Raw genomic sequence first — 20,153 nt, forward strand, 5'->3', positions numbered from 1 at the left:
AATAAGACCTGTTCGGGAGGCGGACGGTTCCCCTCCCGGCTGTCCCGCTCCAACCCGGTTGAACCTGACGGCGTCCGCCCACCGTACTGCCGGTCGATCAAGGAGAGTGGTGCGGCCGCTCCGCCTCGATCGCCGTACCGGACCCGGGCGGCCCGGGCCCGGATCGACTTGGAGGACACGACATGGAGTTTCCACGTTGGGCGATCCCCGTGGCGGCCGCCCTGACCGCGACCGGGCTGGTGCTCACCGCGTGCGGGCAGGAGAAGGCCGGGACGCAGCAGAACGCGGCGGCGGGCACGAAGCAGAGCCCCGCCGCCGCGGCGTCCTCGAAACCCGAGCCCGAGCCCGAACCGACGACGCTGGAGGTCGCGAGCGTCACCAAGCTCGGCAAGGTCGTCACGGACGGCCGGGGCATGACGCTGTACCGGTTCGACAACGACACCGCGCGTCCGCCCGCGTCCACCTGCGAGGACGCGTGCGCCAAGGCGTGGCCGCCGGTGTGGGCGGGCAAGGGCGACACCGAGGTGAAGGGCGTCCGGCAGGCGCTGGTCGGCAAGGTCAAGCGGCCGGACGGCAAGTGGCAGGTGACGCTCGGCGGCTGGCCGCTGTACCGGTTCGCCAAGGACGAGAGCCCCGGGGACGTCAAGGGCCAGGGCGTGGGCGGCACCTGGTACGCGGCGGCGCCCACCGGCAAGAAGGCCCTGACGACCACGGCGGCGCCCACCAAGGAGACGCCGACCGCGAAGGCGCCCGCGGACGATCGCTGGAAGGGCTGGACGGTCGTCAAGGCCAAACGCGATCCGAAGCTCGGCCTGATCATCACCGATGGGCGGGGCCGCACGCTCTACCGCTATGACAAGGACACCAGCAGGCCACCGAACTCCGTCTGCTTCGGCGCCTGCAAGAAGGCGTGGCCGCCCGCAGTGTTCAACGGCTGGAAGCATCTCAAGCTGGAGGGCGTCAGCAAGAAGGACGTCAACTTCATCGAACGCAAGGACGATGGGAAGTGCCAGCTCACGATCAACGGCTGGCCCATGTACTTCTACGAGAAGGACGCGCGTCCCGGCGACACCAAGGGACAGGGCGTCGGCGGAGTCTGGTGGGCCACCACGCCCGAGGGCAAGAAGGCCATGTCCGCCACCGGCAACGGTAACGGTTACTGAATTCGGCCGACCGCGCCCTGATCGGCCGTCGCAGAGAGCGGCCGTCACAGATCGCCGCCGCGGAGAGCGGCCGTCACAGGCGAAGGCGCGGGAGGTTCGTGGGTCGGTCGGGGCCCGCGAGCCTCCCGCGCCTTCTTTGCACTGCTTACGCTATCGACGTTCCCGCGAGTCCCCTTTATCGAAACAAGTCCGTATCCGCACCACCGGTATCCCGGGGGCGGGCATGGACATTGTTAGCCGTGGGCAGCTTTCTGATCACGATCACTTTCCGGATCTCGACAGTCACCCGCTCCGGTGATCGAATGAATTCGGTCCCGCCATGGATGCGGCCCGGCGAAGTGCCCGCGCTTGGTGGGTGGCTTCTGGAGGCCCGATGGTTGAGCGAATCGGACGAGCCGGACGCATCGTGCGCGCGGAAGGGAACGCGCGGAGGAGGAGCGTCCCGCCCGACCGGCATGTTCCGCCCGAGCGGCGCATTTCGTCCGACCGGCGTGTTCCGCCTGCCCGGCATGTTCCGTCCGGCCGGCGCATTTCGTCGGACCCGCGCCGGCGCGGAATGCCTGTGTTCCGTGCCGCCGTGGCCCTGACCCTGCTCACCGGCGGCCTCGCGGCCTGCTCCTCAGGCGGCGGGGGAACACCGACGCTGAACTGGTACATCAACCCCGACGACGGCGGCCAGGCCAAGCTCGCCGCGGCCTGTACCAAGGCGTCCGGCGGCAAGTACAAGATCAAGACATCGGTGCTGCCGAACGACGCGACGCAGCAGCGCGAGCAGCTCGTCCGGCGGCTCGCCGCGAAGGACTCCGGGCTCGACATCATGAGCCTCGACCCGGTGTTCGTCGCGGAGGTCGCCAACGCCGGGTTCCTGCGCCCGTTCACCGCCGCGGAGTCGAAGCAGTTCACCGACGGCGTGTTCCCGGCCGCCGTCCAGAGCTCGACGTGGGAGGGCAAGCTGTACGCGGCGCCCTTCTGGGCCAACACCCAGTTGCTCTGGTACCGCAAGTCGGCCGCACAGAAGGCGGGGGTCGACCCGTCCGCGCCCGACTTCACCTGGGACAAGATGATCGACGCCGCCGTCCGGACGAACACGACCGTCGCCGCGCAGGGCAACCGGTACGAGGGCTACATGGTGTGGATCAACGCCCTCATCGCGTCCGCGGGCGGGCGGATCATCAGCGACGCCGAGAAGGGCGCCGACGCCACCATCGAGATCGACTCCCCGGCCGGACGCCAGGCCGCGACGATCATCCGAAAGCTCGCCCGGTCCCGGGCGGCGAGCCCGACGCTGTCCACCGACATCGAGGAGCAGGCGAGGTCGGTGCTCAACGGGTCGCGTGGCGCGTTCATGGTCAACTGGGGCTACATCTGGCGCGCTGAGAACGGCGACGCCAAGTCCGGGGTGATCAACAAGAACATCCCGGCGGACCTCGGCTGGGCCCGCTACCCGAAGGTGAACGCGAACCAGGACAGCAAGCCCCCCTTCGGCGGCATCGAGATCGGCATCGGCGGTTACGGCAAGTACAAGGACACGCTCGCGGTGGACGCGGTCAGGTGCATCACCACCCCCGAGCACATGAAGCAGTACATGATCGACACGGGCAACCCGGCGGCCCGCGCGGTGGTCTACGACGACCCGCAGATCAAGAAGGAGTTCCCGATGGCCGGGCTCATCCGGGACTCGATCAACGCCGCGTCGCCGCGTCCGATCACGCCGTACTACGGCGATGTGTCCGGCGCGGTGCAGAGCCGCTGGCACCCGCCCGCCTCCGTCGACCCGAACTCGACGCCGCGCAGGTCCGAGACGTTCATCCGCCAGGTCCTGCGCGACCAGGCGCTGCTCTGAAGGGACGGATGATGGCCGCAGTACAGAGCGCGCCCGCCGCGACGCAACGCAGGGCGGGACGCGCGGAGCTGTCGGACCGGAGCCGCAGCGAGCGCCGCCTCGGGCTGCTGCTGTCGGCGCCCGCCGTGATCGTCATGCTGCTGGTGACCGCGTACCCGCTGCTCAACGCGCTGTACCTGTCGCTGTTCCGGTACCGGCTCACCGCGCCCGAGGACAAGAAGTTCGTCGGCCTGTCCAACTACTGGACGGCGCTGTCCGACTCGCTGTTCTGGCAGAACGTGTTCACCACGTTCATCGTCACGTTCGCCACCGTGGCGGTGGAGCTGGTGATCGGGTTCGGGCTGGCGATGGTGATGCACCGGGCGATGTTCGCGCGGCGGACCGTCCGGACGGCGATCCTGCTCCCGTACGGCATCGTCACCGTGATCTCGGCGTTCGCCTGGCGGTACGCGTTCGACCTCCAGTCGGGGTTCGTGAACTCCTGGTTCGGGCTCGGCGACTACGCCTGGTTCTCCGGCCGCTGGTCGTCGCTGTTCGTGATCATCCTGTCGGAGATCTGGAAGACGACGCCGTTCGTGTCGCTGCTGCTGCTCGCCGGGCTGGCGCAGGTGCCGAACGACCTCGGCGAGGCCGCGACCGTGGACGGCGCGACCGCCTGGCAGCGGCTGCGCCGGGTGACGATCCCCAACATGAAGGCCGCGATCCTCGTCGCGGTGCTGTTCCGCACGCTGGACGCGTGGCGGATCTTCGACAACGTCTACATCATGACCTCCGGCCAGCAGAAGACGCAGACGCTGTCGTTCCTCACCTACCAGCAGACGATCACCCGGACCGCCATCGGTCTCGGCGACGCGGTCGGCGTGCTGCTGTTCCTGTCGGTCGTCCTGATCGCGGTCGTGTTCATCCGCGGGTTCCGCGTGGACCTGTCCCAAGTGCGAGGTGACCGGTGATGGAGAGCACCCGTTCCAAATGGCTGTGGATCGTCGCGTCCCTGCTCATCCTCGTCTGGACGGTCTTCCCGATCCTGTGGATCGTGATGCTGTCGTTCAAGCAGCCCGGGGAGATCGGCAACCAGAAGGGCTTCCTGCCCCACCACTGGACGTGGGACAACTACCGCACGGTGTTCAAGACCGACCTGTTCACCTCCGCGCTGATCAACTCGATCGGGATCTCGGTGATCGCGACGTTCGTCGGCGTGGTGTTCGCGACGCTGGTCGCCTACGCGATCGCCCGGCTGGAGTTCCCCGGCAAGAAGCTGATCCTGTCGTTCGCGCTGGCGATCGCGATGTTCCCGGTCGTCTCGCTCGTCGGCCCGCTGTTCAACCTCTGGCGTGACATCGGCCTGTACGACACCTGGCTCGGCCTGATCATCCCCTACATCTCGTTCGCGCTGCCGCTCGCGATCTGGACGCTGTCGGCGTTCTTCCGCGAGATCCCGTGGGAGATGGAACAGGCCGCGCAGGTGGACGGCGCCACCGCCTGGCAGGCGTTCCGGAAGGTGATCGTCCCGCTGGCCGCGCCCGGCGTGTTCACCGCCGCGATCCTCACCTTCTTCTTCTGCTGGAACGACTTCGTGTTCGGGATCTCGCTGACCTCCTCCGACAACGCCCGGCCCGTCCCGGCCGCGCTGGCGTTCTTCACCGGCGCGTCGCAGTTCGAGCAGCCCACCACCGCAGTCTGCGCGGCGGCGGTCGTCGTGACCGTCCCCGTCGTCGTCATCGTCCTGGCGTTCCAGCGCCGCATCGTGGCCGGGCTGACGTCCGGCGCCGTCAAGGGCTGAGCCCACCGGGATTAGGGAGAACCATGGCCGCCATCACCCTGAAGAAGATCGTCAAACGGTACGGCGACGGTTTCCCGGCCGTGAACGAGGTGTCCCTGGACGTACGGGACGGCGAGTTCATGATCCTGGTCGGGCCGTCCGGCTGCGGGAAGTCGACGCTGCTGCGGATGATCGTCGGGCTGGAGGACATCACGTCCGGCGAGATGGTCATCGGCGACCGCGTCGTCAACCGGGTCGCGCCGCGCGAGCGGAACCTGTCGATGGTGTTCCAGAACTACGCGCTCTATCCGCACCTCACCGTGTTCGAGAACATCGCGTTCCCGCTGCGGCTGGCGAAGACGCCGGGCGAGGAGGTGAAGCGCCGCGTCACCGAGACGGCGGAGCTGCTGGAGCTGACCGAGCACCTGGAGCGCAAGCCCGCGAACCTGTCGGGCGGGCAGCGGCAGCGCGTCGCGATGGGCCGCGCGATCGTCCGGCAGGCCGACGCGTTCCTGTTCGACGAGCCGCTCTCGAACCTGGACGCCAAGCTGCGCGGCCAGATGCGCACCGAGATCTCCCGGCTCCAGCGGCGGCTCGGCGTCACGACCGTCTACGTCACGCACGACCAGACGGAGGCGATGACGCTCGGCGACCGCGTCGCGGTGCTGCGCAAGGGCGTCCTGCAACAGGTCGGGAGCCCCCGCGAGCTGTACGAGCAGCCGGTCAACCTCTTCGTCGCCGGGTTCATCGGCTCGCCGTCGATGAACTTCCTGCCCGCCTCCATCGACGGGGCGACGCTGGAGACCCCGCTCGGCCGCTTCGAGGTGCGCGACGAGCGCAAGGCCGCCGCGCTGGAGGGCCGCGAGGTGGTGCTCGTCGGCATCCGTCCCGAGCATTTCGAGGACGCCTCGCTCGTCAGCGAGGAGAAGAAGGCGCAGGGCAGCATCGTCGCGGCCCATGTCGACGTGACGGAATGGCTGGGCAACGAGCTGTACGCCTACGTCCCCTACGAGGCCCCGGCCGACCTCGCCGCGCAGCTGCGCGAGCTGTCCCGCGAACTCGACAGCGACCAGCTCCGCACGCAGGCCGTCGTCGCGCTGGACGCCTCCAGCCCCATCCGGCCCGGCCGCGACGCCGAGCTGTGGATCGACACGTCCCGCATCCACATCTTCGACCCGTCCACGGGCGACAACCTGACCCGCGACGAGGAGCACGTCGCCGAACTCGGACGGCTCGCCGAGGAGCACCGCGAGGCGCAACGCGACGCCCAACGCCCATCGGAGCCCGCCGCCGCCACGACCGCCACGACCGCCACGACCGCCGCGTCCGAGAGCGCTGCGTCCGAGACCGCCGAGTCGGAGCGGCCCACCGAGACCTGACCTGGTGGTTCGCCCGAGTTGATCTTGTCTGGCACGATCGGACGTATGACTTCCGGGGACATGTACGAGCGCTTCGCCCACGCATATGCCGCCCACGCCGAGGACGGCGCCTACAACGCCTACTACGACCGTCCGTCCGTCCTCGGCCTCGCGGGCGACGTCGCGGGCCTGACGGTCTTCGACGCGGCGTGCGGCCCCGGCCTCTACGCCCGCGAGCTGCTGGAACGCGGCGCCCGCGTGCTCGGCTGCGACGCGTCCCCGACGTTCGTGGAGCTGGCCCGCGAGCGCACCGGCGGCAAGGCCGACCTGCGCGTCCACGACCTGACCGAGCCGCTGACCTGGGTCGAGGACGGCACGGCCGACCTGGTCGTCCTCGCCCTGGCCGTCCACTACTTCGACGACCGCGTCGCCCTCCTGCGCGAACTCCGCCGCGTGCTGACCCCTTCGGGGGCGCTCGTCCTGTCCACCGAGCACCCGATGGCGGAGTGGTTGCGCCTGGGCGGCTCCTACTTCACCACCGAGCCCGTGGAGGAGTCCCTCAGCTCGGAGCACGACTGGCCCATTCGCGCCTGGCGCCGCCCCCTAACCGTCACCGTCACCGAGTTCCGCGAGGCGGGTTTCTATATAGACGAACTCCTGGAACCCCGTCCGGCCCCCGAAATGGCCACCCGCTACCCCGACGACTATGCGCGCCTGGAGCAGTCCCCCGACTTCATCGCCTTCCGCCTACGCCCCCTCCCGTGAGGGCGCGGGGATTTTGCCTATGCCCAGGGCGTTCTCGCGGGGGAGCAGGCCGGATTCGAGTGCCTTGACGAGGAGGGGCGTGGTCAGTTCGGCCAGTCGGGCCGACTTCTCGGCGCCCAGCGTCTGCCAGGGGGCGTAGGCGAGATCGTCGGTGGTGCGCTCTACGGTGTCGCGTAGGGCGCGGAGTTCGTCGGTGGGGGCGCCGTCGGGGGTGAGAAGGCCGCGCGCGGTGAGGCGGTCGCGGGCGGCGGTCCACTCGGCGTCCGTCCAGCCGCGGGTGGCGAAGGTGGCGGTGGACGCGGCGCCGATCGCGGCGAACGAGACGAGGGCCTCGGCCGGGTCGAGGCCCGCGGTGAGGAGCGCGGCGATGTGTCCGTCTCCGCGGTGTTCGCGCAGGATGCCGATGGCCTGCCAGAGGACGAGGTGCGGCTCGTCCGGCCAGGGGACGGCGGCGTATGCGGCGGCGAGGGGGCGACCGGCCAGGGGGGCCGCGAGGGCGGCCTCGCGGGCGAGGTCGGCCGCCTCGGACAGGTCGTCGACGGCGTCGCCGAGGAGGGCGCGGTAGAGGCGGTCGACGACGCGGGTCCGGGCCGCGAGGACGCGGTCGGGGGACGCGGTCTTCCAGTCGGCCGGGAAGTGCTCGGCGATCAGGCGGGGGCTGAAGCTGTAGAAGGCGGACGCCACGCGTTCGGGGCCCACCGCGCCGAGGGGGGCCGCGCGCCAGGCGAAGTAGCTCGACCAGCGGTCCTCCGCGTCGAAGCCGAGGGCGGCGGCTTCGGCGAACATCTCCGGCGCGTACCAGAACGGGGCGTGGACGGGTTCGAGCTGGTGCCACATCCGCCTCGCCAGGCTCGGGTCGATCGGGTCGCTCATGTCGGGCTCCTCTCGTCGGATGGGGCCCAGCATTTCATGATCGTCAGAGGGCGGCGGCGGGGGCGACCAGCTGTGATTCTCTTCTCGGGTGAGCATTCGGCGACGCGCGGTTTACTTTTGGCGCAATCGGCGGATGGGACGTTAAGTCATACCGTAGGCTCCGCGAAAGAGCCCGACCTGGAAGCCCTCGAACGCACCACGAAACCGTCCGCCGCACCGACCCGTCGCGCGCCCCTTCGGGTCGGTTTGGAGCGGTCCCAGATTGCTGGCGGCCCCGCCCGGGGCCGCCGGTGGTCCCGGTCCGCCCGCCGGACGGTTCCTGCCCACCGGACCCCCGTGGCCCGGGCCCGCCGCTCGCCCGCGCGGGGCCGGTGCCGCCGGTAGCCGTGCCGCCGAGCGTGTCCCGGAAAGGTCAAGATCAAGTCGTCCGGCGCGTTGCCCGATCACTCACCGCAGGTGAATGATTGCGATGCGCTTCCGACCTTCTGTGTGGTGATGCAGTGAATCTCGGCACGACGGACCCAGGCTCCCGCGACCGTGGCGGCCCTCGGCGGGCCGCGACGTGAGCGGGATGGAGCGGCTCGGCGACCCGCTCGGCTTCACCGCCGACCCCGAGGTGGCGCGGCGGGCGCGGCGCACCGTCCGGGAGCGGGCGGGCAAGGTCGTCGACGACCCGACGCTGCTCGACGACGTCGAGCTGATGAGCGCGGAGGCCATCGCGAACGCCGTCCTGCACGGGACCGGGCTGATCAGCGTGACCGTCGAGACCGACGGGCGGCGGCTGCGCGTGGTGGTCGCCGACGAGGGCCCCTCGCGCGCCGACCAGCACCGGCGGTGCCGTCTCGACCACGGCCGCGGCCTCACCGTGATCGACGCGCTCGCCGAGGAGTGGGGGCTCGACCAGACGCCCCGCCGCACCCAGCTCTGGTTCGAGGTCGACGCCGCCGGGGTGTCCGCCGGGACGTGACCGGGGTTTCCGCCGGGACGGGCCGGGGTGTTCGCCGGGACGTGTCGGGGTGTCCGCCGGGACGGGCTGGGGTGTCCCGCCGGGGGCGTGAATCGAGGGGTGGCGGGGAGATCGTCTCCTGGGCGGCGGTTCGTCCGGCATGGGTAGTCTGGATCGACCATGGAGACGACGACCGGCGGGTTGCGCGAGCGCAAGAAGGAGGCGACGCGCAAGGCGCTGCACGACGCCGCGATGCGCCTCGCCGTCGAGCACGGTCTCCAGGAGGTCACCGTCGAGGCGATCGCCGACGCGGCCGGAGTGTCGCGGCGCACGTTCTCCAACTACTTCGGCGGCAAGGAGGAGGCGCTCCTCTACGGCGACGAGCGGCGCATGCAGACGCTGCTGGAGCGGTTCATCGCGCGCCCGTGCGACGAGACGTCGTGGACGGCGTTGCGCGCGTCGCTGCACGGCATGCTCGCCGACGAGGGGGAGCGCGATCCTCGGTGGGTGGCGCAGGCGCGGCTGGCGCGCGAGCACCCGTCGGTGATGGCGCAGCAGCTCGCGCACTGGGCCTCGCTTGAGCGCACCTTCGCCGACCTCATCGCCGTGCGGGACGGCCTCCCGTCCGGCGGCGCGCGCCCGCGCGCGATGGCGGGCGCGTTCATGGCCGCCCTCCGCATCGCCTCGATCGTCTGGACGGACGAGCGGCCGCCCCGTCCGCTGGCCGAGATAGCCGACGACCTCCTCCACGAGATGGCCCGCCCCTTCGGCTGAGGGGTCCCTGCAAGGGCGCGGGACATGGTCAGGTCAGGGCCTTGGGATGTTGCGGAGGTTGCTGCGGGCCAGGTCCACCATCTTGCCGACGCCGCCGGTGAGGACGGTCTTCCCCGCCGCCAGCGCGAAGCCCCTGATCTGCTGCGAGGTGACGCGCGGCGGGATCGACAGCGCGTTGGGGTCGGTGACGACGTCCACCAGGTAGGGGCCGGACGAGGCGAGCGCCGCGCCGAGCGCCCCGCGCACGTCGGACGGACGCTCCACCCGCGCCGACTCGATGCCCGCCGCCTCCGCGATCGCCGCGTAGTCGACGGCCTCGTGGTCGGTCTCGAACGAGGGCAGGCCGTCCACCAGCATCTCCAGCTTCACCATGCCGAGCGACGCGTTGTTGAAGACGACGATCTTCACCGGGACGCGGTGCAGCCGCACGGTGAGCAGCTCGCCGAGCAGCATCCCGAGGCCGCCGTCGCCGGAGACGGAGATGACCTGGCGGCCTGGCGCACCGTACTGCGCGCCGATCGCATGCGGAAGCGCGTTCGCCATGCTGCCGTGTACGAAGGAGCCCATTACGCGGCGCCGTCCGTTGGGAGTGATGTAGCGGGCGACCCACACGTTGCACATGCCGGTGTCCACGGTGAAGATGGCGTCGTTTGCGGCGAGGTCGTCCAGGACGCTCGCGACGTATTCAGGGTGGATCGGGATGTGCCGATCGATGTCGCGCGTGTATGCGGAGACGACATTCTCCAGAGCGCGCGCGTGCTTGCGCAGCATGTCGTCCAGGTAAGAGCGGTCGTGCTTCTGCTCCACCTTTTCCAGGACGAGGCGGAGCGTTTCCCCGATGTCCCCGTGCACGGCCAGATCGAGCGGGGTTCTGCGTCCCAGCCGGGACGGGTCGTCGTCCACCTGGATCGTGTTCTTGCCGGGCAGGAACGGGTCGTATGGAAAATCGGTGCCGAGCAGCAGGACGAGGTCGGCCTCCTGCATCGCGTCGTAACAGGCGCCGTAACCGAGCAGCCCGCTCATGCCCACGTCGAACGGATTGTCGTACTGGATCCACTCCTTGCCGCGCAGCGCGTGCCCGACCGGCGACAGGACCTTGTGCGCCAGCGACATCACCTCGGCGTGCGCGTTCCTGACCCCGGCGCCGCAGAACAGCATCACCCTGCGCGCCCGGTTCAGCGCGCCCGCCAGCCGCTCCACCTGGTCGGACGGCGGACGCACCACGCCCTTGCGGACGAGGAGGTCGTGCTCCCCCGTGGGCTCGGTCGCGTCCCTGCTCGCGATGTCGCCCGGCAGCGTCAGCACCGCGACGCCGCCGAGGCCGACCGCGTGCTGGATCGCGGTCCGCAGGATGCGGGGCATCTGCGCCGGGCCGTTGATCATCTCGCAGTAGTGGCTGCATTCGGCGAACAGCCGCTCGGGACGGGTCTCCTGGAAGTAGCCGCTGCCGATCTGCGTGCTCGGGATCTGCGAGGCCAGCGCGAGCACGGGCGCGCCTGAGCGGTGCGCGTCGTAGAGGCCCTGGAGCAGGTGCGTGTTGCCGGGTCCGCAGCTTCCGGCGCACACGGCGAGCCGTCCGGTGGTCTGCGCCTCGGCCGCCGCCGCGAACGCGCCCGCCTCCTCGTTGCGGACGTGGACCCAGTCGATGCCGTCCGTCCGGCGGACGGCGTCCACGACCGGGTTGAGGCTGTCGCCGACCACCCCGTAGATCCGCCGCACCCCGGCCTGCCGCAGTACCTCGATGAACTGGTCGGCGACCGTCGCCATCGTCCCCCCACGTCCCGATGATCGTCAGAGGGGAGATGCCCGAGGACCGTCACGGCCAACCCGCAGGTAATCAAAATGTGAACCAATTGGTCCGTCCGGGACTAGGGTGTCGTCATGGACACCGATGGCGACGCGGAACTGGACTTCTGGTCGTTCGTCGACCTCGCCGGCCGTCGCCTTTCGGAAGAGTTCGGCTTTCCGCACCGGCTCGCCACACGATTGTTGCTGACGCTCAACCGGGCGTCCGCGATCGTCACCTACGACCTGGAGTCCACCGTGCACCGGCCGCGCGGGCACTCCTGGTCGGCGTTCCGGCTGCTGTTCGTCACCTGGCTCGCCGGGCCGCTGGAGCCCGGACGCGCCGCCACGCTGGCCGGGATGAGCAGGGCGGCCGTCTCCAACCTCGCGAAGACCCTCGTCGCGGACGGGATGATGGTCCGCACGCCGGGCGAGCGCGACGGCCGGTCGGTGATCCTGTCGCTGACCGAGCAGGGGAACAAGGCGATGCTGGACATCTTCGCCGGGCAGAACGAGCGCGAGCGGCAGTGGGCGAGCGTGCTGACCGAGGCCGAGCAGCACATACTGATCATGCTGCTGGACAAGCTCATCGCGGGCCGCGACCGGTTCGACGTCCGCGAACGAAGCTAGCCCGGCCGCGCGGGGCCGACCCTTCCCTGAACCCGGTAAGGGTCGTAATGTCGACGCAAAGTAGTAAACACGTTAATCATTTGCTGGAGGCGAACGACCATGGCCCACTACCGCCGGGCCGGTGACGTGCCGCCGAAGCGCCACACCCAGCACAGGGACGGCGCGGAGCGGCTCTACTTCGAGGAGTTGATGGGCGAGGAGGGCTTCTCCTCGGACTCCTCCCTCCTCTACCACCGGGAGATCCCGTCGGCGATCGTCGACTCGCGCGTCTGGGAGACCCCCGACGTCGCGACGACGCCGAACCATCCGCTCAAGCCGCGGCACCTGAAGCTGCACGAGCTGTTCCCCAAGGAGACCTGGAGCGAGACCGACACGGTGACCGGGCGGCGGCTGATCCTCGGCAACGCCGACGTCCGGCTGTCCTACGCCGTCTCCAGCGCCGCGTCCCCGCTGTACCGCAACGCGACCGGCGACGAGATCGTCTACGTCGAGTCCGGCAGCGCGACGGTCGAGACGATCTTCGGTGCGCTGTCCGCGCGGCAGGGCGACTACGTGGTCATCCCCACGTCCACCACGCACCGGTGGCTGCCCAACGGTGACCTGCCGCTGCGCACCTACGTCATCGAGGCGACCGGGCACATCGCGCCGCCCAAGCGGTACCTGTCGCGGTTCGGCCAGTTCCTGGAGCACGCCCCCTACTGCGAGCGCGACCTGCACGGCCCCGGCAACCCCATTCAGGTGGACGGCACCGACGTGGACGTCCTGGTCAAGCACCGCGGCCCCGGCGGCGTCACCGGCACCCGGCTCACCTACGCGCGGCACCCGTTCGACGTCGTCGGCTGGGACGGCTGCCTGTACCCGTTCACGTTCAACGTGGACGACTTCGAGCCGATCACCGGCCGCGTCCACCAGCCGCCGCCGGTGCACCAGGTGTTCGAGGGGCACAACTTCGTCGTGTGCAACTTCGTCCCGCGCAAGGTGGACTACCACCCGCTGTCCGTCCCCGTGCCCTACTACCACTCCAACGTGGACTCCGACGAGGTCATGTTCTACTGCGGCGGAGACTACGAGGCCCGCAAGGGATCGGGCATCGGGCAGGGTTCGGTGTCGGTCCACCCGGGCGGCCTCGCGCACGGCCCGCAGCCCGGCGCGTACGAGCGCAGCATCGGTGCCGAGTCCTTCGACGAGCTGGCGGTGATGGTCGACACCTTCCGTCCGCTGGAACTCGGCGAGGGCGGCCTCGCCGGCGAGGATCCGGAGTACGCGTGGACCTGGGCGAGGCAGTCATGACCGAGCCCCTCACCACCGAGCCTCCCGCCGCCGAGCCCCCCGCTCTCTTCACGGGTCTGTGCGACGACGCGGCCGTGTTCCCGCCCGGCCTCGCGCCGCTGTCGGAGGCCGTCCCCGCGCACCGCCGGCACCGCGCCGCCGCCTACGCGCCGATGGTCGGCCCGCTCGTCCTGCCGGTCAACGCGCTGGACGACCTCGGCCCGCTGCTGCGGGAGAAGATCGGGATCGCGGTGACCGCGCCCGGCGGCCCCGACGAGGTCACCGAGGCCTTCGCGCGGGCGTCCGGAATCCCGGTCGAACTGCACGGCATCGAGGTCGCCGTCCCGCCCGGCCTGTCAGTCGGCGACTTCTTCCGCGCCCTCGACCGCGCCCACGCCGGCCGCGAGGAGATCCCCGTCTGCGTCGAGGTGCCCCGCGACGAGCGCCGTCCCGAGATCATCCGGGGCCTCGCCGCGACCGGCCACCGCGCGAAGTTCCGCACCGGCGGCGTGACCGCCGACCTGTACCCGTCCGTGGAGGAGCTGGCCGACGCGATCAAGTCCGCGGTGATCGCGGGCGTGCCGTTCAAGGCGACGGCGGGGCTGCACAACCCCGTCCGGCACACCGAGCGCGCGACGGGCTTCGACCAGCACGGCTACCTGAACATCCTGCTCGCCACCGACGCCGCGCTGGACGGCGGCACCGCCGCCGAGCTGGCCAAGATCCTCGACCAGCGCGACCCGTTCTTCGTCGCGGGCGCCGTCCCCGCCCTCGCCGACCGGGCCGTCGAGATCCGCTCGGCCTTCCTGTCCTTCGGGACGTGCAGCATCGCCGAGCCGCTGGGCGACCTCGCGGGCCTCGGGCTACTCCCAGACGAGTTCTTCCAGGAGGATTTGTGACCCGTATCGCGATCCCGGCGGATTCTCCGTTCGGCCTCGCCAACCTGCCCTACGGCGTGTTCTCGACCCCGGGCGCGGCGCCGCGCGTGGGCGTCCGCGTCGCGAACACGGTCGTCGACCTGGCCACCGCGCTCGGCGACGACGTCTTCGCCCAGCCGTCGCTGAACCCGTTCATGGCGCAGGGATACGGACGCTGGGTGGAGGTCCGCGAACGCATCACCGACCTGGTCTCGGGGGACGTGCCGGGCGCGGCCGTCCATCCCGTCGGTGCGGTCACCCTGCACCTGCCGATCGAGGTCGCCGACTATGTCGACTTTTATGCGTCCGAGCACCACGCCTCCAATCTCGGACGCCTGTTCCGCCCGGACTCCGAGCCGCTCACGCCGAACTGGAAGCACCTCCCGGTCGGCTACCACGGACGCGCCGGGACGGTCGTCGCGTCCGGCACGGACATCGTCCGTCCCAGCGGCCAGCGCAAGGCCCCCTCCGAGGACGCGCCCTCCTACGGCCCGTCCCGCCGGTTGGACATCGAGGCGGAGGTCGGCTTCATCGTCGGCACCAACTCCCCCTTGGGCACACCCGTCTCCACGGACGATTTCGCGGAGCACGTATTCGGCGCCGTCCTGCTGAACGACTGGTCGGCCAGGGACATCCAGGCTTGGGAGTACGTCCCGCTGGGGCCGTTCCTGGGGAAGAGTTTCGCGACGTCCATCTCCCCTTGGGTCGTGCCCCTTCTCGCGCTGGAAGCGGCCCGCGTGGCCACTCCGCCGCAGGACCCCGAGCCTCTCCCGTACCTCCAGGAGAAGAACGCATGGGGACTCGACCTGAACCTGGTCGTCGAGTGGAACGGCCAGGTCGTGTCCCGTCCGCCCTACCGGGAGATGTACTGGTCGCCTGCGCAGATGCTCGCGCACATGACGGTGAACGGCGCCTCGTCCCGCACCGGCGACCTTTTCGCGTCCGGGACGGTGTCGGGGCCCGAGAAGGACCAGCGCGGCGCCTTTATCGAACTGACCTGGGGCGGCAAGGAACCCGTCGAGGTGAACGGCGAGCCCCGCACGTTCCTTGAGGACGGCGACGAGGTCACGATCTCCGCGACCGCACCGGGCGCGTCCGGCACCTCGATCTCCTTCGGAGAGGTTCGCGGCCGCGTCCTGCCCGCACGCTGAACCGCCGGGCCCGGCGGTGCCCGGGCCTGGCGGTTCGTCAGTCGGCACAGACGGTGCCGGGCGCAGGCAGAACGAGGTCGGTCAGATACCGGTTGGTCGCCTCCCGGACGCACCGCGACGACAGGATCATGCTGTAGTCGTCACCCTCCCGGCCGAGGACGAGGCTGCCACGGAACTGCTCGGCGAACGCCTGACCAGCCGCATGCGGCGCGTGCGCCTGATGCGTCGACTGGACGACGAGCGCACGCGGCGCGTCCGGTATCTCTCCTCCGGCGCGTACGGCCTTCCCGCCCACCGGCCAGCCCACACACCCGATGAGGTTGGCCCAGCCGGACACCGCCCCGCCGAGATGCGGCGACCGCGCCCTGAGCGCCTGCCGCGCCCGCTCGGCCTGCTTGAACGTCCGGATCTGCCGGGGCGTGTCGAGACACCCGCTCACCTGCGCCTGGACGGGGTCGAGCGTCCGGTCGGGCGTCGTGGCGAACCCCGACGCGTCCCCACCCTGCGCCTTGACGATCGCCTCCGCCAGCCGGGGCCAGGTGAAAGCCGCGAGGTTCAGGTAGTCCTGGGTGGCCTCGCGGATGTCCTCGCCCGTCATCTTCCTTCCGGCTTCGACGGGAATGGGCTCACGATCGGCCCGGGCGACGAGCGCGTCGTACTCCACGCCGACGTCACGTCCCTTCAGTGCGCATTTGTCATCGGTGGTGCACCAGGCCGCGAAACGGTTGAAGGAGTCCTCGGCGGCGGACGCCTCGCCGAGCGCCTGGTCGAGCGGCGAGCCGGTGTCGTCGAGCGCGGTGTCGGCGTTCAGCGTGCGGAGCCGTCCGGGGAAAAGGGTGGCGTAGGTGCGTCCGAGCAGGGTGCTGTGCATGATCCCGTACCAGTTGAGCTGCCGCTCCCCGAGGTTCACCCGCAGCGCCTCGAAGTCGCGCGCGGTGCTCGTGGCATCGACGTTGGCGACAAGCGGACCGTTGCGGCGCAGGCAGTCCTGAGCGAACGCACGGTTGTGCTCGGCAAGCCTGCTGAAGGCGGCCCGATCCTTAGGAAAATGCGTGACACCCTCGGGCTTGATCGGCACCGCGCACCGGACGGGCGCACTGTGCCCCACCCCACGCGGATCGATCGCGACGATGTCGAACCGCTGCGCCATCGCCCCGGCGAGCTCGGGAAACCCGCTGCGCATCGCGAACCTCAGCTGCTCGACCGCGGAACGTCCGGCCCCGTTGTTGAGCAGCAGCGTCCCCTGCCGACGCGCCGGATCACTGGCCGGCCGCCGGACGAGGGCCAGATCGACCTGAGCTCCACGCGGCTTCGCCCACTCCACCGGCACCCGCATCGTGCCGCACTGCATGCCGATGAACTCGGCGTCAGTACACGCACGCCACTCGATCGTGCGCGCCTGTGCCTGCGCGGGCGCGGTGAACACGGGCGACAGGATCACCCCGGCCGCCAGGACGACGACCCCGGCCCGCCGTCCACGCCTGGAAAGTCCGCTCATGCCAGCTCCTTAGAGACAGTTATCTACGCTAGAAGCTATAACTAACCTGACAGTCTCCTCGCGCCTCGTCAAGGGGGCGGGCCCCGCGAGTTAGAAGGACTACTGTCGGCGATAAGCTTTAACCGAGGGTGGAAAGGGGCGGTGACATGGTGGTGGCGAAGGGCGCGACGTCTCCCCGCGAGAGGTACCGGGCGCAGGTCCGCGAGGAGATCAAGGAACGGGCGTGGGAGCAGATCGCCACCGCCGGAGCGTCCGCGCTGTCCCTCAACGCGATCGCCAAGCAAATGGGCATGAGCGGCCCCGCCCTCTACCGCTACTTCGCCGGCCGCGACGAGCTGATCACAGAGCTGATCAAGGACGCCTACCGCAGCCAGGCCGACACCCTCAAGGCCGCCGTAGCGGACGGCCCCGACCTGGCCACCCTCGCCCACGCCCTACGCCGCTGGGCCCTGGACGACCCGCAGCGCTACTTCCTCCTGCACGGCACCCCGATCCCCGGCTACCACGCCCCCGACGAGACCACCGCGATAGCCGACGAGGTCATGCGCCTGGTACTGGACGCCTGCCAGGAAATCCCGTCCACCGCCCCGCCCACCGAATTCGAAGAACACCTGGAAACATCCCGCCATTGGGCCCAAGGCCATCCCGCCCCACCCCAGGCGCTACACCGCGCCCTATCGACGTGGACGCGCGTCCAGGGCGTCCTCTCCCTGGAACTAGCCGGCCACTTCGCCCCAATGGGCTTCGACCCAGCCCGCCTATTCGAGGCCGAGGTAGAAAGCCTGACAACCCCCTGACCCACTTCCCAGCCGAGGCGCACCCCGCCACTCGCCTGGCCCCCTAAGCCCGGGCCAGTTCCCGGACGACAAGCGCCACGGCATACTCAACATCACTCACCGGCGTCATCCGCCGCCCATCGCCCCAGGTGAACCACCAGGCGCCCTCGAAGAAGTCGCACCCGACCTCAATAAGCCGCTGCGGCCGCCCGCGCCACACCACACTCAAGCCCGCCGGCGCCCCACGCCGCTCAACGACCCCGCACGTCAGCTCCGGACGTAGGTCGAGGACGGCTCGCAGCACGCCCAGATGCGCCTGCCGATCACCCAGAGGGGCGGGATACGCCTGCCAGCTCACACCCATGACACACCCATGACGGTTCACCTCACAGTTCGTCCGTAGGGAACGGCGCGGCCGGTAGATCCGGGGGGCGGGACCACCGACCGCGCCGCGCTTCATCCAGACCCAGCCGCGCGCTGACGCGCCCGCTGAGCCTGCTGATCGAGGGCCTCACGCAACAGCGACGCAGAAGGATGCATGAGCGTCGGCTCCACACCCGCAGTGGGGTCGTGCAGGCTGGCGACCCACTCGCCCAGCCGACCGTCCTGCCGCACGGCCCGCCAGATCCGCCACCCACCGAAGTCGCCCCGCAGCGACTCCAGCTCCCACTCGTCCCGCGCTCGCCCGTCCATCACCCGACCCCCTGCCCGCTCACCTGCCCGAATCGTGCGACAACCCTCACACGCTCAACTACTCTCAGCTACAGCCCCAACACTCCCCAGGCCCCACCCCAGGCCTCCCGAGGAGGTTCCCCATGACGAAGGAAGAAGCCGGGTACACCCGCGACCCGCTCCTCCGGACGTTTGGCGTGGTCCTGCGCGCCTACCGGGAGGCGGCGGGCGCGTCACGCCCTCAGCTCGCGCAGGCGCTTGGCTGCCAACCGGGGTGGATTGAAAAGCTAGAGACCGCCCAGAAGCCATGCTCCGAAGCCACCGCCGATGACCTGGACGTGTACTTCCAGACGCCGAAGCGCCTGTTCTGGAAGATGTGGTTCGAGATCAAACGCGAGGGCAAACACGTCGCGGCGCCTCCGGGATTCTCCAGGTACGCCGAGATCGAAGCCAAAGCTGTCGCGGGCCGCTTCTTCGAGGCTCAGGTAGTGCCTGGCCTGCTTCAGACACCGGCCTACGCGCGGGCGGTCCTGAACTCCGGGCTGGCCCCCGAGATGCTCGAAGAGCGCGTGGCCTCGCGTATGGGACGACAGGAGATCCTGGCTCGCGACGATGCGCCCCGCATGTGGTTCGTCCTCGACGAGGCTGTGCTACGCCGATGTGTGGGCGGACCAAGGGTGATGGCGGAGCAGTTGACACGATTGATTGATTTGTCTACATCAAACCACAAGATCGAGGTTCGTATTCTTCCATTTTCGTCGGTGACTTACGCTGGCCTTGATGGAACATTCTCTGTCCTCAGCCTTCCCGACAGGGATGATGTTGCGTATCATGAGGGCCCGGAAATCAGTCAAGTTACGAGTGTCGGGGCTACTGTCGCCGAATACACAGTTCGCTTTGACCTGGTGATGGGAGAGTCGCTGCGAAACGAGGACTCTCTCAAGATGATCAGAGAGATTTTGGAGGGTTACGCGTGAGCACCTCTGACCTGGCTAATCTCCAGTGGCGTAAGAGCAGTCGCAGCAGTGGGCAAGGTGGTCAGTGTGTCGAAGTCGCAACTCACACCACGATGATCGCTGTCCGTGACTCCAAGGACCCGAACGGACCTCGGCTGGCTTTCAGCGCTGCCGAGTGGCATGGGTTCACGCAGCGTGTGAAGGCAGATCACCTCCACGTGAGGGGCTAGCCATGGTTGTGTCGGACGTCCAGTGGCGTAAAAGTAGCCGCAGCAGTGGTCAAGGTGGCGACTGTGTCGAAGTCGGCCAGTGGCGCAAGAGCAGCCGCAGCGGTGGTCAGGGCGGCAACTGCGTCGAGCTCGCCGACGCGACGTCCGCGATCTTGATGCGGGATTCCAAGGACCCAAGCGGACCTCGGCTAGCGCTCACCCCAGCCGCCTGGCGGGCCTTCATCCAGCACGTAGGGCGGACCCCCTCGCCTTAAGGCACCGGTAGACAGCGAGTTGCGACGTGTTGCGGCCTCCCTAAGGACCGATGAGGGCAGGAGGACGCAGCGCAGGCGGCGGGAACCCTCATGTCGAGAACCCTCGCAGGGGCGATGAGGACTCCGGATGCGACACCCGAACCTCGACCGCGAGGTGTTGCGAACCCTCGCAGGGGCGATGAGGACTTGAACGTCGTCGTCACGCAGCCGCTCCTGGCGGTCTTGTTGCAAACCCTCGTGAGAGCGATGAGGACGTCGAGCTGGCCGTCCGCGACCGGATGGACGAGACCGGGTTGCGAACCCTCGTGAGGGCGATGAGGACGTGAGGTCGCGCCATTGGGCGGGGTCGCCGAGCAGGTGTTGCGAACCCTCGTGAGGGCGATGAGGACCCCACGGTAAAGCCGCAGGTATGCGAAGGGAAGTAGGGCTAGCTGGATGCGGATTCTTCAGCGATCCGCCGGTTGCGTTGCCGTCCCCCGGCACCTACGTCGGCGGCGGCGTGGTGCCGCGAACCCTCGCGGGGCGATGAGGGCC

General features: G+C 69.6%; 19 protein-coding genes. 16 read left to right on the plus strand and 3 right to left on the minus strand.

The window, feature by feature from the left end; translation table 11 throughout:
- Nucleotides 1-182 precede the first annotated feature (182 nt).
- The 6 genes from K2F47_RS10480 (at nucleotide 183) to K2F47_RS10505 (ending at nucleotide 6,888) form a co-directional block, all read left to right on the plus strand.
- Nucleotides 183-1,163, plus strand: a complete 981-nt coding sequence (locus K2F47_RS10480) for a hypothetical protein (RefSeq protein ID WP_242902676.1) — start codon at nucleotides 183-185, stop codon at nucleotides 1,161-1,163.
- A gap of 577 nt (nucleotides 1,164-1,740) precedes the next feature.
- The gene (locus tag K2F47_RS10485; protein ID WP_242902677.1) at nucleotides 1,741-3,006 is read left to right on the plus strand and encodes an extracellular solute-binding protein; all 1,266 of its coding nucleotides are present in this window, start codon (nucleotides 1,741-1,743) and stop codon (nucleotides 3,004-3,006) included.
- An 8-nt stretch (nucleotides 3,007-3,014) separates the two neighbouring features.
- Nucleotides 3,015-3,956 (plus strand): carbohydrate ABC transporter permease, encoded by a 942-nt coding sequence (locus K2F47_RS10490; protein ID WP_242902678.1) that lies wholly within the window; start codon nucleotides 3,015-3,017, stop codon nucleotides 3,954-3,956.
- Nucleotides 3,956-4,786, plus strand: coding sequence for a carbohydrate ABC transporter permease (locus K2F47_RS10495; RefSeq protein ID WP_242902679.1), 831 nt, complete (start codon nucleotides 3,956-3,958; stop codon nucleotides 4,784-4,786). The genes K2F47_RS10490 and K2F47_RS10495 overlap by 1 nt, the downstream gene beginning before the upstream one ends.
- A 23-nt stretch (nucleotides 4,787-4,809) precedes the next feature.
- Entirely contained in the window at nucleotides 4,810-6,144 is a 1,335-nt protein-coding gene (locus K2F47_RS10500) for an ABC transporter ATP-binding protein (RefSeq protein ID WP_272496872.1), read from the plus strand.
- A 45-nt stretch (nucleotides 6,145-6,189) separates the two neighbouring features.
- Nucleotides 6,190-6,888, plus strand: a complete 699-nt coding sequence (locus tag K2F47_RS10505) for a class I SAM-dependent methyltransferase (RefSeq protein WP_242902680.1) — start codon at nucleotides 6,190-6,192, stop codon at nucleotides 6,886-6,888.
- On the opposite strand, the gene K2F47_RS10510 is transcribed toward K2F47_RS10505, so the two are convergent.
- Nucleotides 6,871-7,761, minus strand: a complete 891-nt coding sequence (locus K2F47_RS10510) for an SCO6745 family protein (RefSeq protein ID WP_242902681.1) — start codon at nucleotides 7,759-7,761, stop codon at nucleotides 6,871-6,873. The genes K2F47_RS10505 and K2F47_RS10510 overlap by 18 nt on opposite strands.
- Before the next feature lie 571 nt (nucleotides 7,762-8,332).
- Between K2F47_RS10510 and K2F47_RS10515 the strand changes: the two genes are divergently transcribed.
- Both K2F47_RS10515 and K2F47_RS10520 read left to right on the plus strand, forming a co-directional pair.
- Nucleotides 8,333-8,728 carry an ATP-binding protein gene (locus K2F47_RS10515; protein ID WP_242905888.1) on the plus strand — a complete coding sequence of 132 codons (396 nt, stop codon included), beginning with the start codon at nucleotides 8,333-8,335 and terminating at the stop codon, nucleotides 8,726-8,728.
- Nucleotides 8,729-8,887: 159 nt separating this feature from the next.
- A complete protein-coding gene (locus K2F47_RS10520) occupies nucleotides 8,888-9,481 on the plus strand; it encodes a TetR/AcrR family transcriptional regulator (RefSeq protein ID WP_242902682.1) in 594 nt (197 codons plus the stop codon).
- Nucleotides 9,482-9,514: 33 nt separating this feature from the next.
- Here the strand turns inward: K2F47_RS10520 and K2F47_RS10525 are convergent, their stop codons facing one another.
- A complete protein-coding gene (locus K2F47_RS10525) occupies nucleotides 9,515-11,248 on the minus strand; it encodes a pyruvate dehydrogenase (protein WP_242902683.1) in 1,734 nt (577 codons plus the stop codon).
- A gap of 114 nt (nucleotides 11,249-11,362) precedes the next feature.
- Between K2F47_RS10525 and K2F47_RS10530 the strand changes: the two genes are divergently transcribed.
- The 4 genes from K2F47_RS10530 (at nucleotide 11,363) to fahA (ending at nucleotide 15,233) form a co-directional block, all read left to right on the plus strand.
- Nucleotides 11,363-11,896, plus strand: a complete 534-nt coding sequence (locus tag K2F47_RS10530) for a MarR family winged helix-turn-helix transcriptional regulator (protein WP_242902684.1) — start codon at nucleotides 11,363-11,365, stop codon at nucleotides 11,894-11,896.
- Between the two features lie 99 nt (nucleotides 11,897-11,995).
- The gene (locus K2F47_RS10535) at nucleotides 11,996-13,186 is read left to right on the plus strand and encodes a homogentisate 1,2-dioxygenase (protein WP_242902685.1); all 1,191 of its coding nucleotides are present in this window, start codon (nucleotides 11,996-11,998) and stop codon (nucleotides 13,184-13,186) included.
- Complete coding sequence (locus tag K2F47_RS10540) at nucleotides 13,183-14,064, plus strand: hypothetical protein (RefSeq protein ID WP_242902686.1); 882 nt, start codon at nucleotides 13,183-13,185, stop codon at nucleotides 14,062-14,064. Before K2F47_RS10535 ends, K2F47_RS10540 begins: the two co-directional genes overlap by 4 nt.
- On the plus strand, nucleotides 14,061-15,233 hold the full coding sequence (gene fahA, locus K2F47_RS10545; protein ID WP_242902687.1) for a fumarylacetoacetase: 1,173 nt from the start codon (nucleotides 14,061-14,063) through the stop codon (nucleotides 15,231-15,233). The genes K2F47_RS10540 and fahA overlap by 4 nt, the downstream gene beginning before the upstream one ends.
- 37 nt (nucleotides 15,234-15,270) lie before the next feature.
- On the opposite strand, the gene K2F47_RS10550 is transcribed toward fahA, so the two are convergent.
- The gene (locus tag K2F47_RS10550; protein WP_242902688.1) at nucleotides 15,271-16,731 is read right to left on the minus strand and encodes an alpha/beta fold hydrolase; all 1,461 of its coding nucleotides are present in this window, start codon (nucleotides 16,729-16,731) and stop codon (nucleotides 15,271-15,273) included.
- A gap of 146 nt (nucleotides 16,732-16,877) precedes the next feature.
- Here K2F47_RS10550 and K2F47_RS10555 point away from each other — a divergent pair, with 146 nt between their 5' ends.
- The 4 genes from K2F47_RS10555 (at nucleotide 16,878) to K2F47_RS10570 (ending at nucleotide 19,619) form a co-directional block, all read left to right on the plus strand.
- Entirely contained in the window at nucleotides 16,878-17,528 is a 651-nt protein-coding gene (locus tag K2F47_RS10555) for a TetR/AcrR family transcriptional regulator (RefSeq protein WP_242902689.1), read from the plus strand.
- Between the two features lie 794 nt (nucleotides 17,529-18,322).
- Nucleotides 18,323-19,156 carry a helix-turn-helix domain-containing protein gene (locus K2F47_RS10560; RefSeq protein ID WP_242902690.1) on the plus strand — a complete coding sequence of 278 codons (834 nt, stop codon included), beginning with the start codon at nucleotides 18,323-18,325 and terminating at the stop codon, nucleotides 19,154-19,156.
- Nucleotides 19,153-19,365, plus strand: a complete 213-nt coding sequence (locus K2F47_RS10565) for a DUF397 domain-containing protein (RefSeq protein WP_242902691.1) — start codon at nucleotides 19,153-19,155, stop codon at nucleotides 19,363-19,365. Before K2F47_RS10560 ends, K2F47_RS10565 begins: the two co-directional genes overlap by 4 nt.
- A 2-nt stretch (nucleotides 19,366-19,367) precedes the next feature.
- Nucleotides 19,368-19,619, plus strand: a complete 252-nt coding sequence (locus tag K2F47_RS10570) for a DUF397 domain-containing protein (RefSeq protein WP_242902692.1) — start codon at nucleotides 19,368-19,370, stop codon at nucleotides 19,617-19,619.
- The last annotated feature ends 534 nt before the right edge of the window (nucleotides 19,620-20,153 follow it).

The sequence above is a fragment of the Actinomadura terrae genome (genome assembly GCF_022751215.1).
In the GTDB taxonomy this organism is placed as follows: domain Bacteria; phylum Actinomycetota; class Actinomycetes; order Streptosporangiales; family Streptosporangiaceae; genus Spirillospora; species Spirillospora terrae.

Excerpts from the sequence above, each read along its gene's own strand:
- K2F47_RS10490 (WP_242902678.1), top strand. The coding sequence starts at position 3,015 with ATGATGGCCGCAGTACAGAGCGCGCCCGCCGCGACGCAACGCAGGGCG.
- K2F47_RS10510 (WP_242902681.1), bottom strand. The coding sequence starts at position 7,761 with ATGAGCGACCCGATCGACCCGAGCCTGGCGAGGCGGATGTGGCACCAG.
- K2F47_RS10535 (WP_242902685.1), top strand. The coding sequence starts at position 11,996 with ATGGCCCACTACCGCCGGGCCGGTGACGTGCCGCCGAAGCGCCACACC.
- K2F47_RS10560 (WP_242902690.1), top strand. The coding sequence starts at position 18,323 with ATGACGAAGGAAGAAGCCGGGTACACCCGCGACCCGCTCCTCCGGACG.
- K2F47_RS10505 (WP_242902680.1), top strand. The coding sequence starts at position 6,190 with ATGACTTCCGGGGACATGTACGAGCGCTTCGCCCACGCATATGCCGCC.
- K2F47_RS10530 (WP_242902684.1), top strand. The coding sequence starts at position 11,363 with ATGGACACCGATGGCGACGCGGAACTGGACTTCTGGTCGTTCGTCGAC.
- K2F47_RS10555 (WP_242902689.1), top strand. The coding sequence starts at position 16,878 with ATGGTGGTGGCGAAGGGCGCGACGTCTCCCCGCGAGAGGTACCGGGCG.
- K2F47_RS10570 (WP_242902692.1), top strand. The coding sequence starts at position 19,368 with ATGGTTGTGTCGGACGTCCAGTGGCGTAAAAGTAGCCGCAGCAGTGGT.
- K2F47_RS10550 (WP_242902688.1), bottom strand. The coding sequence starts at position 16,731 with ATGAGCGGACTTTCCAGGCGTGGACGGCGGGCCGGGGTCGTCGTCCTG.
- K2F47_RS10495 (WP_242902679.1), top strand. The coding sequence starts at position 3,956 with ATGGAGAGCACCCGTTCCAAATGGCTGTGGATCGTCGCGTCCCTGCTC.
- K2F47_RS10500 (WP_272496872.1), top strand. The coding sequence starts at position 4,810 with ATGGCCGCCATCACCCTGAAGAAGATCGTCAAACGGTACGGCGACGGT.
- K2F47_RS10540 (WP_242902686.1), top strand. The coding sequence starts at position 13,183 with ATGACCGAGCCCCTCACCACCGAGCCTCCCGCCGCCGAGCCCCCCGCT.
- K2F47_RS10525 (WP_242902683.1), bottom strand. The coding sequence starts at position 11,248 with ATGGCGACGGTCGCCGACCAGTTCATCGAGGTACTGCGGCAGGCCGGG.
- K2F47_RS10515 (WP_242905888.1), top strand. The coding sequence starts at position 8,333 with ATGGAGCGGCTCGGCGACCCGCTCGGCTTCACCGCCGACCCCGAGGTG.
- K2F47_RS10520 (WP_242902682.1), top strand. The coding sequence starts at position 8,888 with ATGGAGACGACGACCGGCGGGTTGCGCGAGCGCAAGAAGGAGGCGACG.
- K2F47_RS10480 (WP_242902676.1), top strand. The coding sequence starts at position 183 with ATGGAGTTTCCACGTTGGGCGATCCCCGTGGCGGCCGCCCTGACCGCG.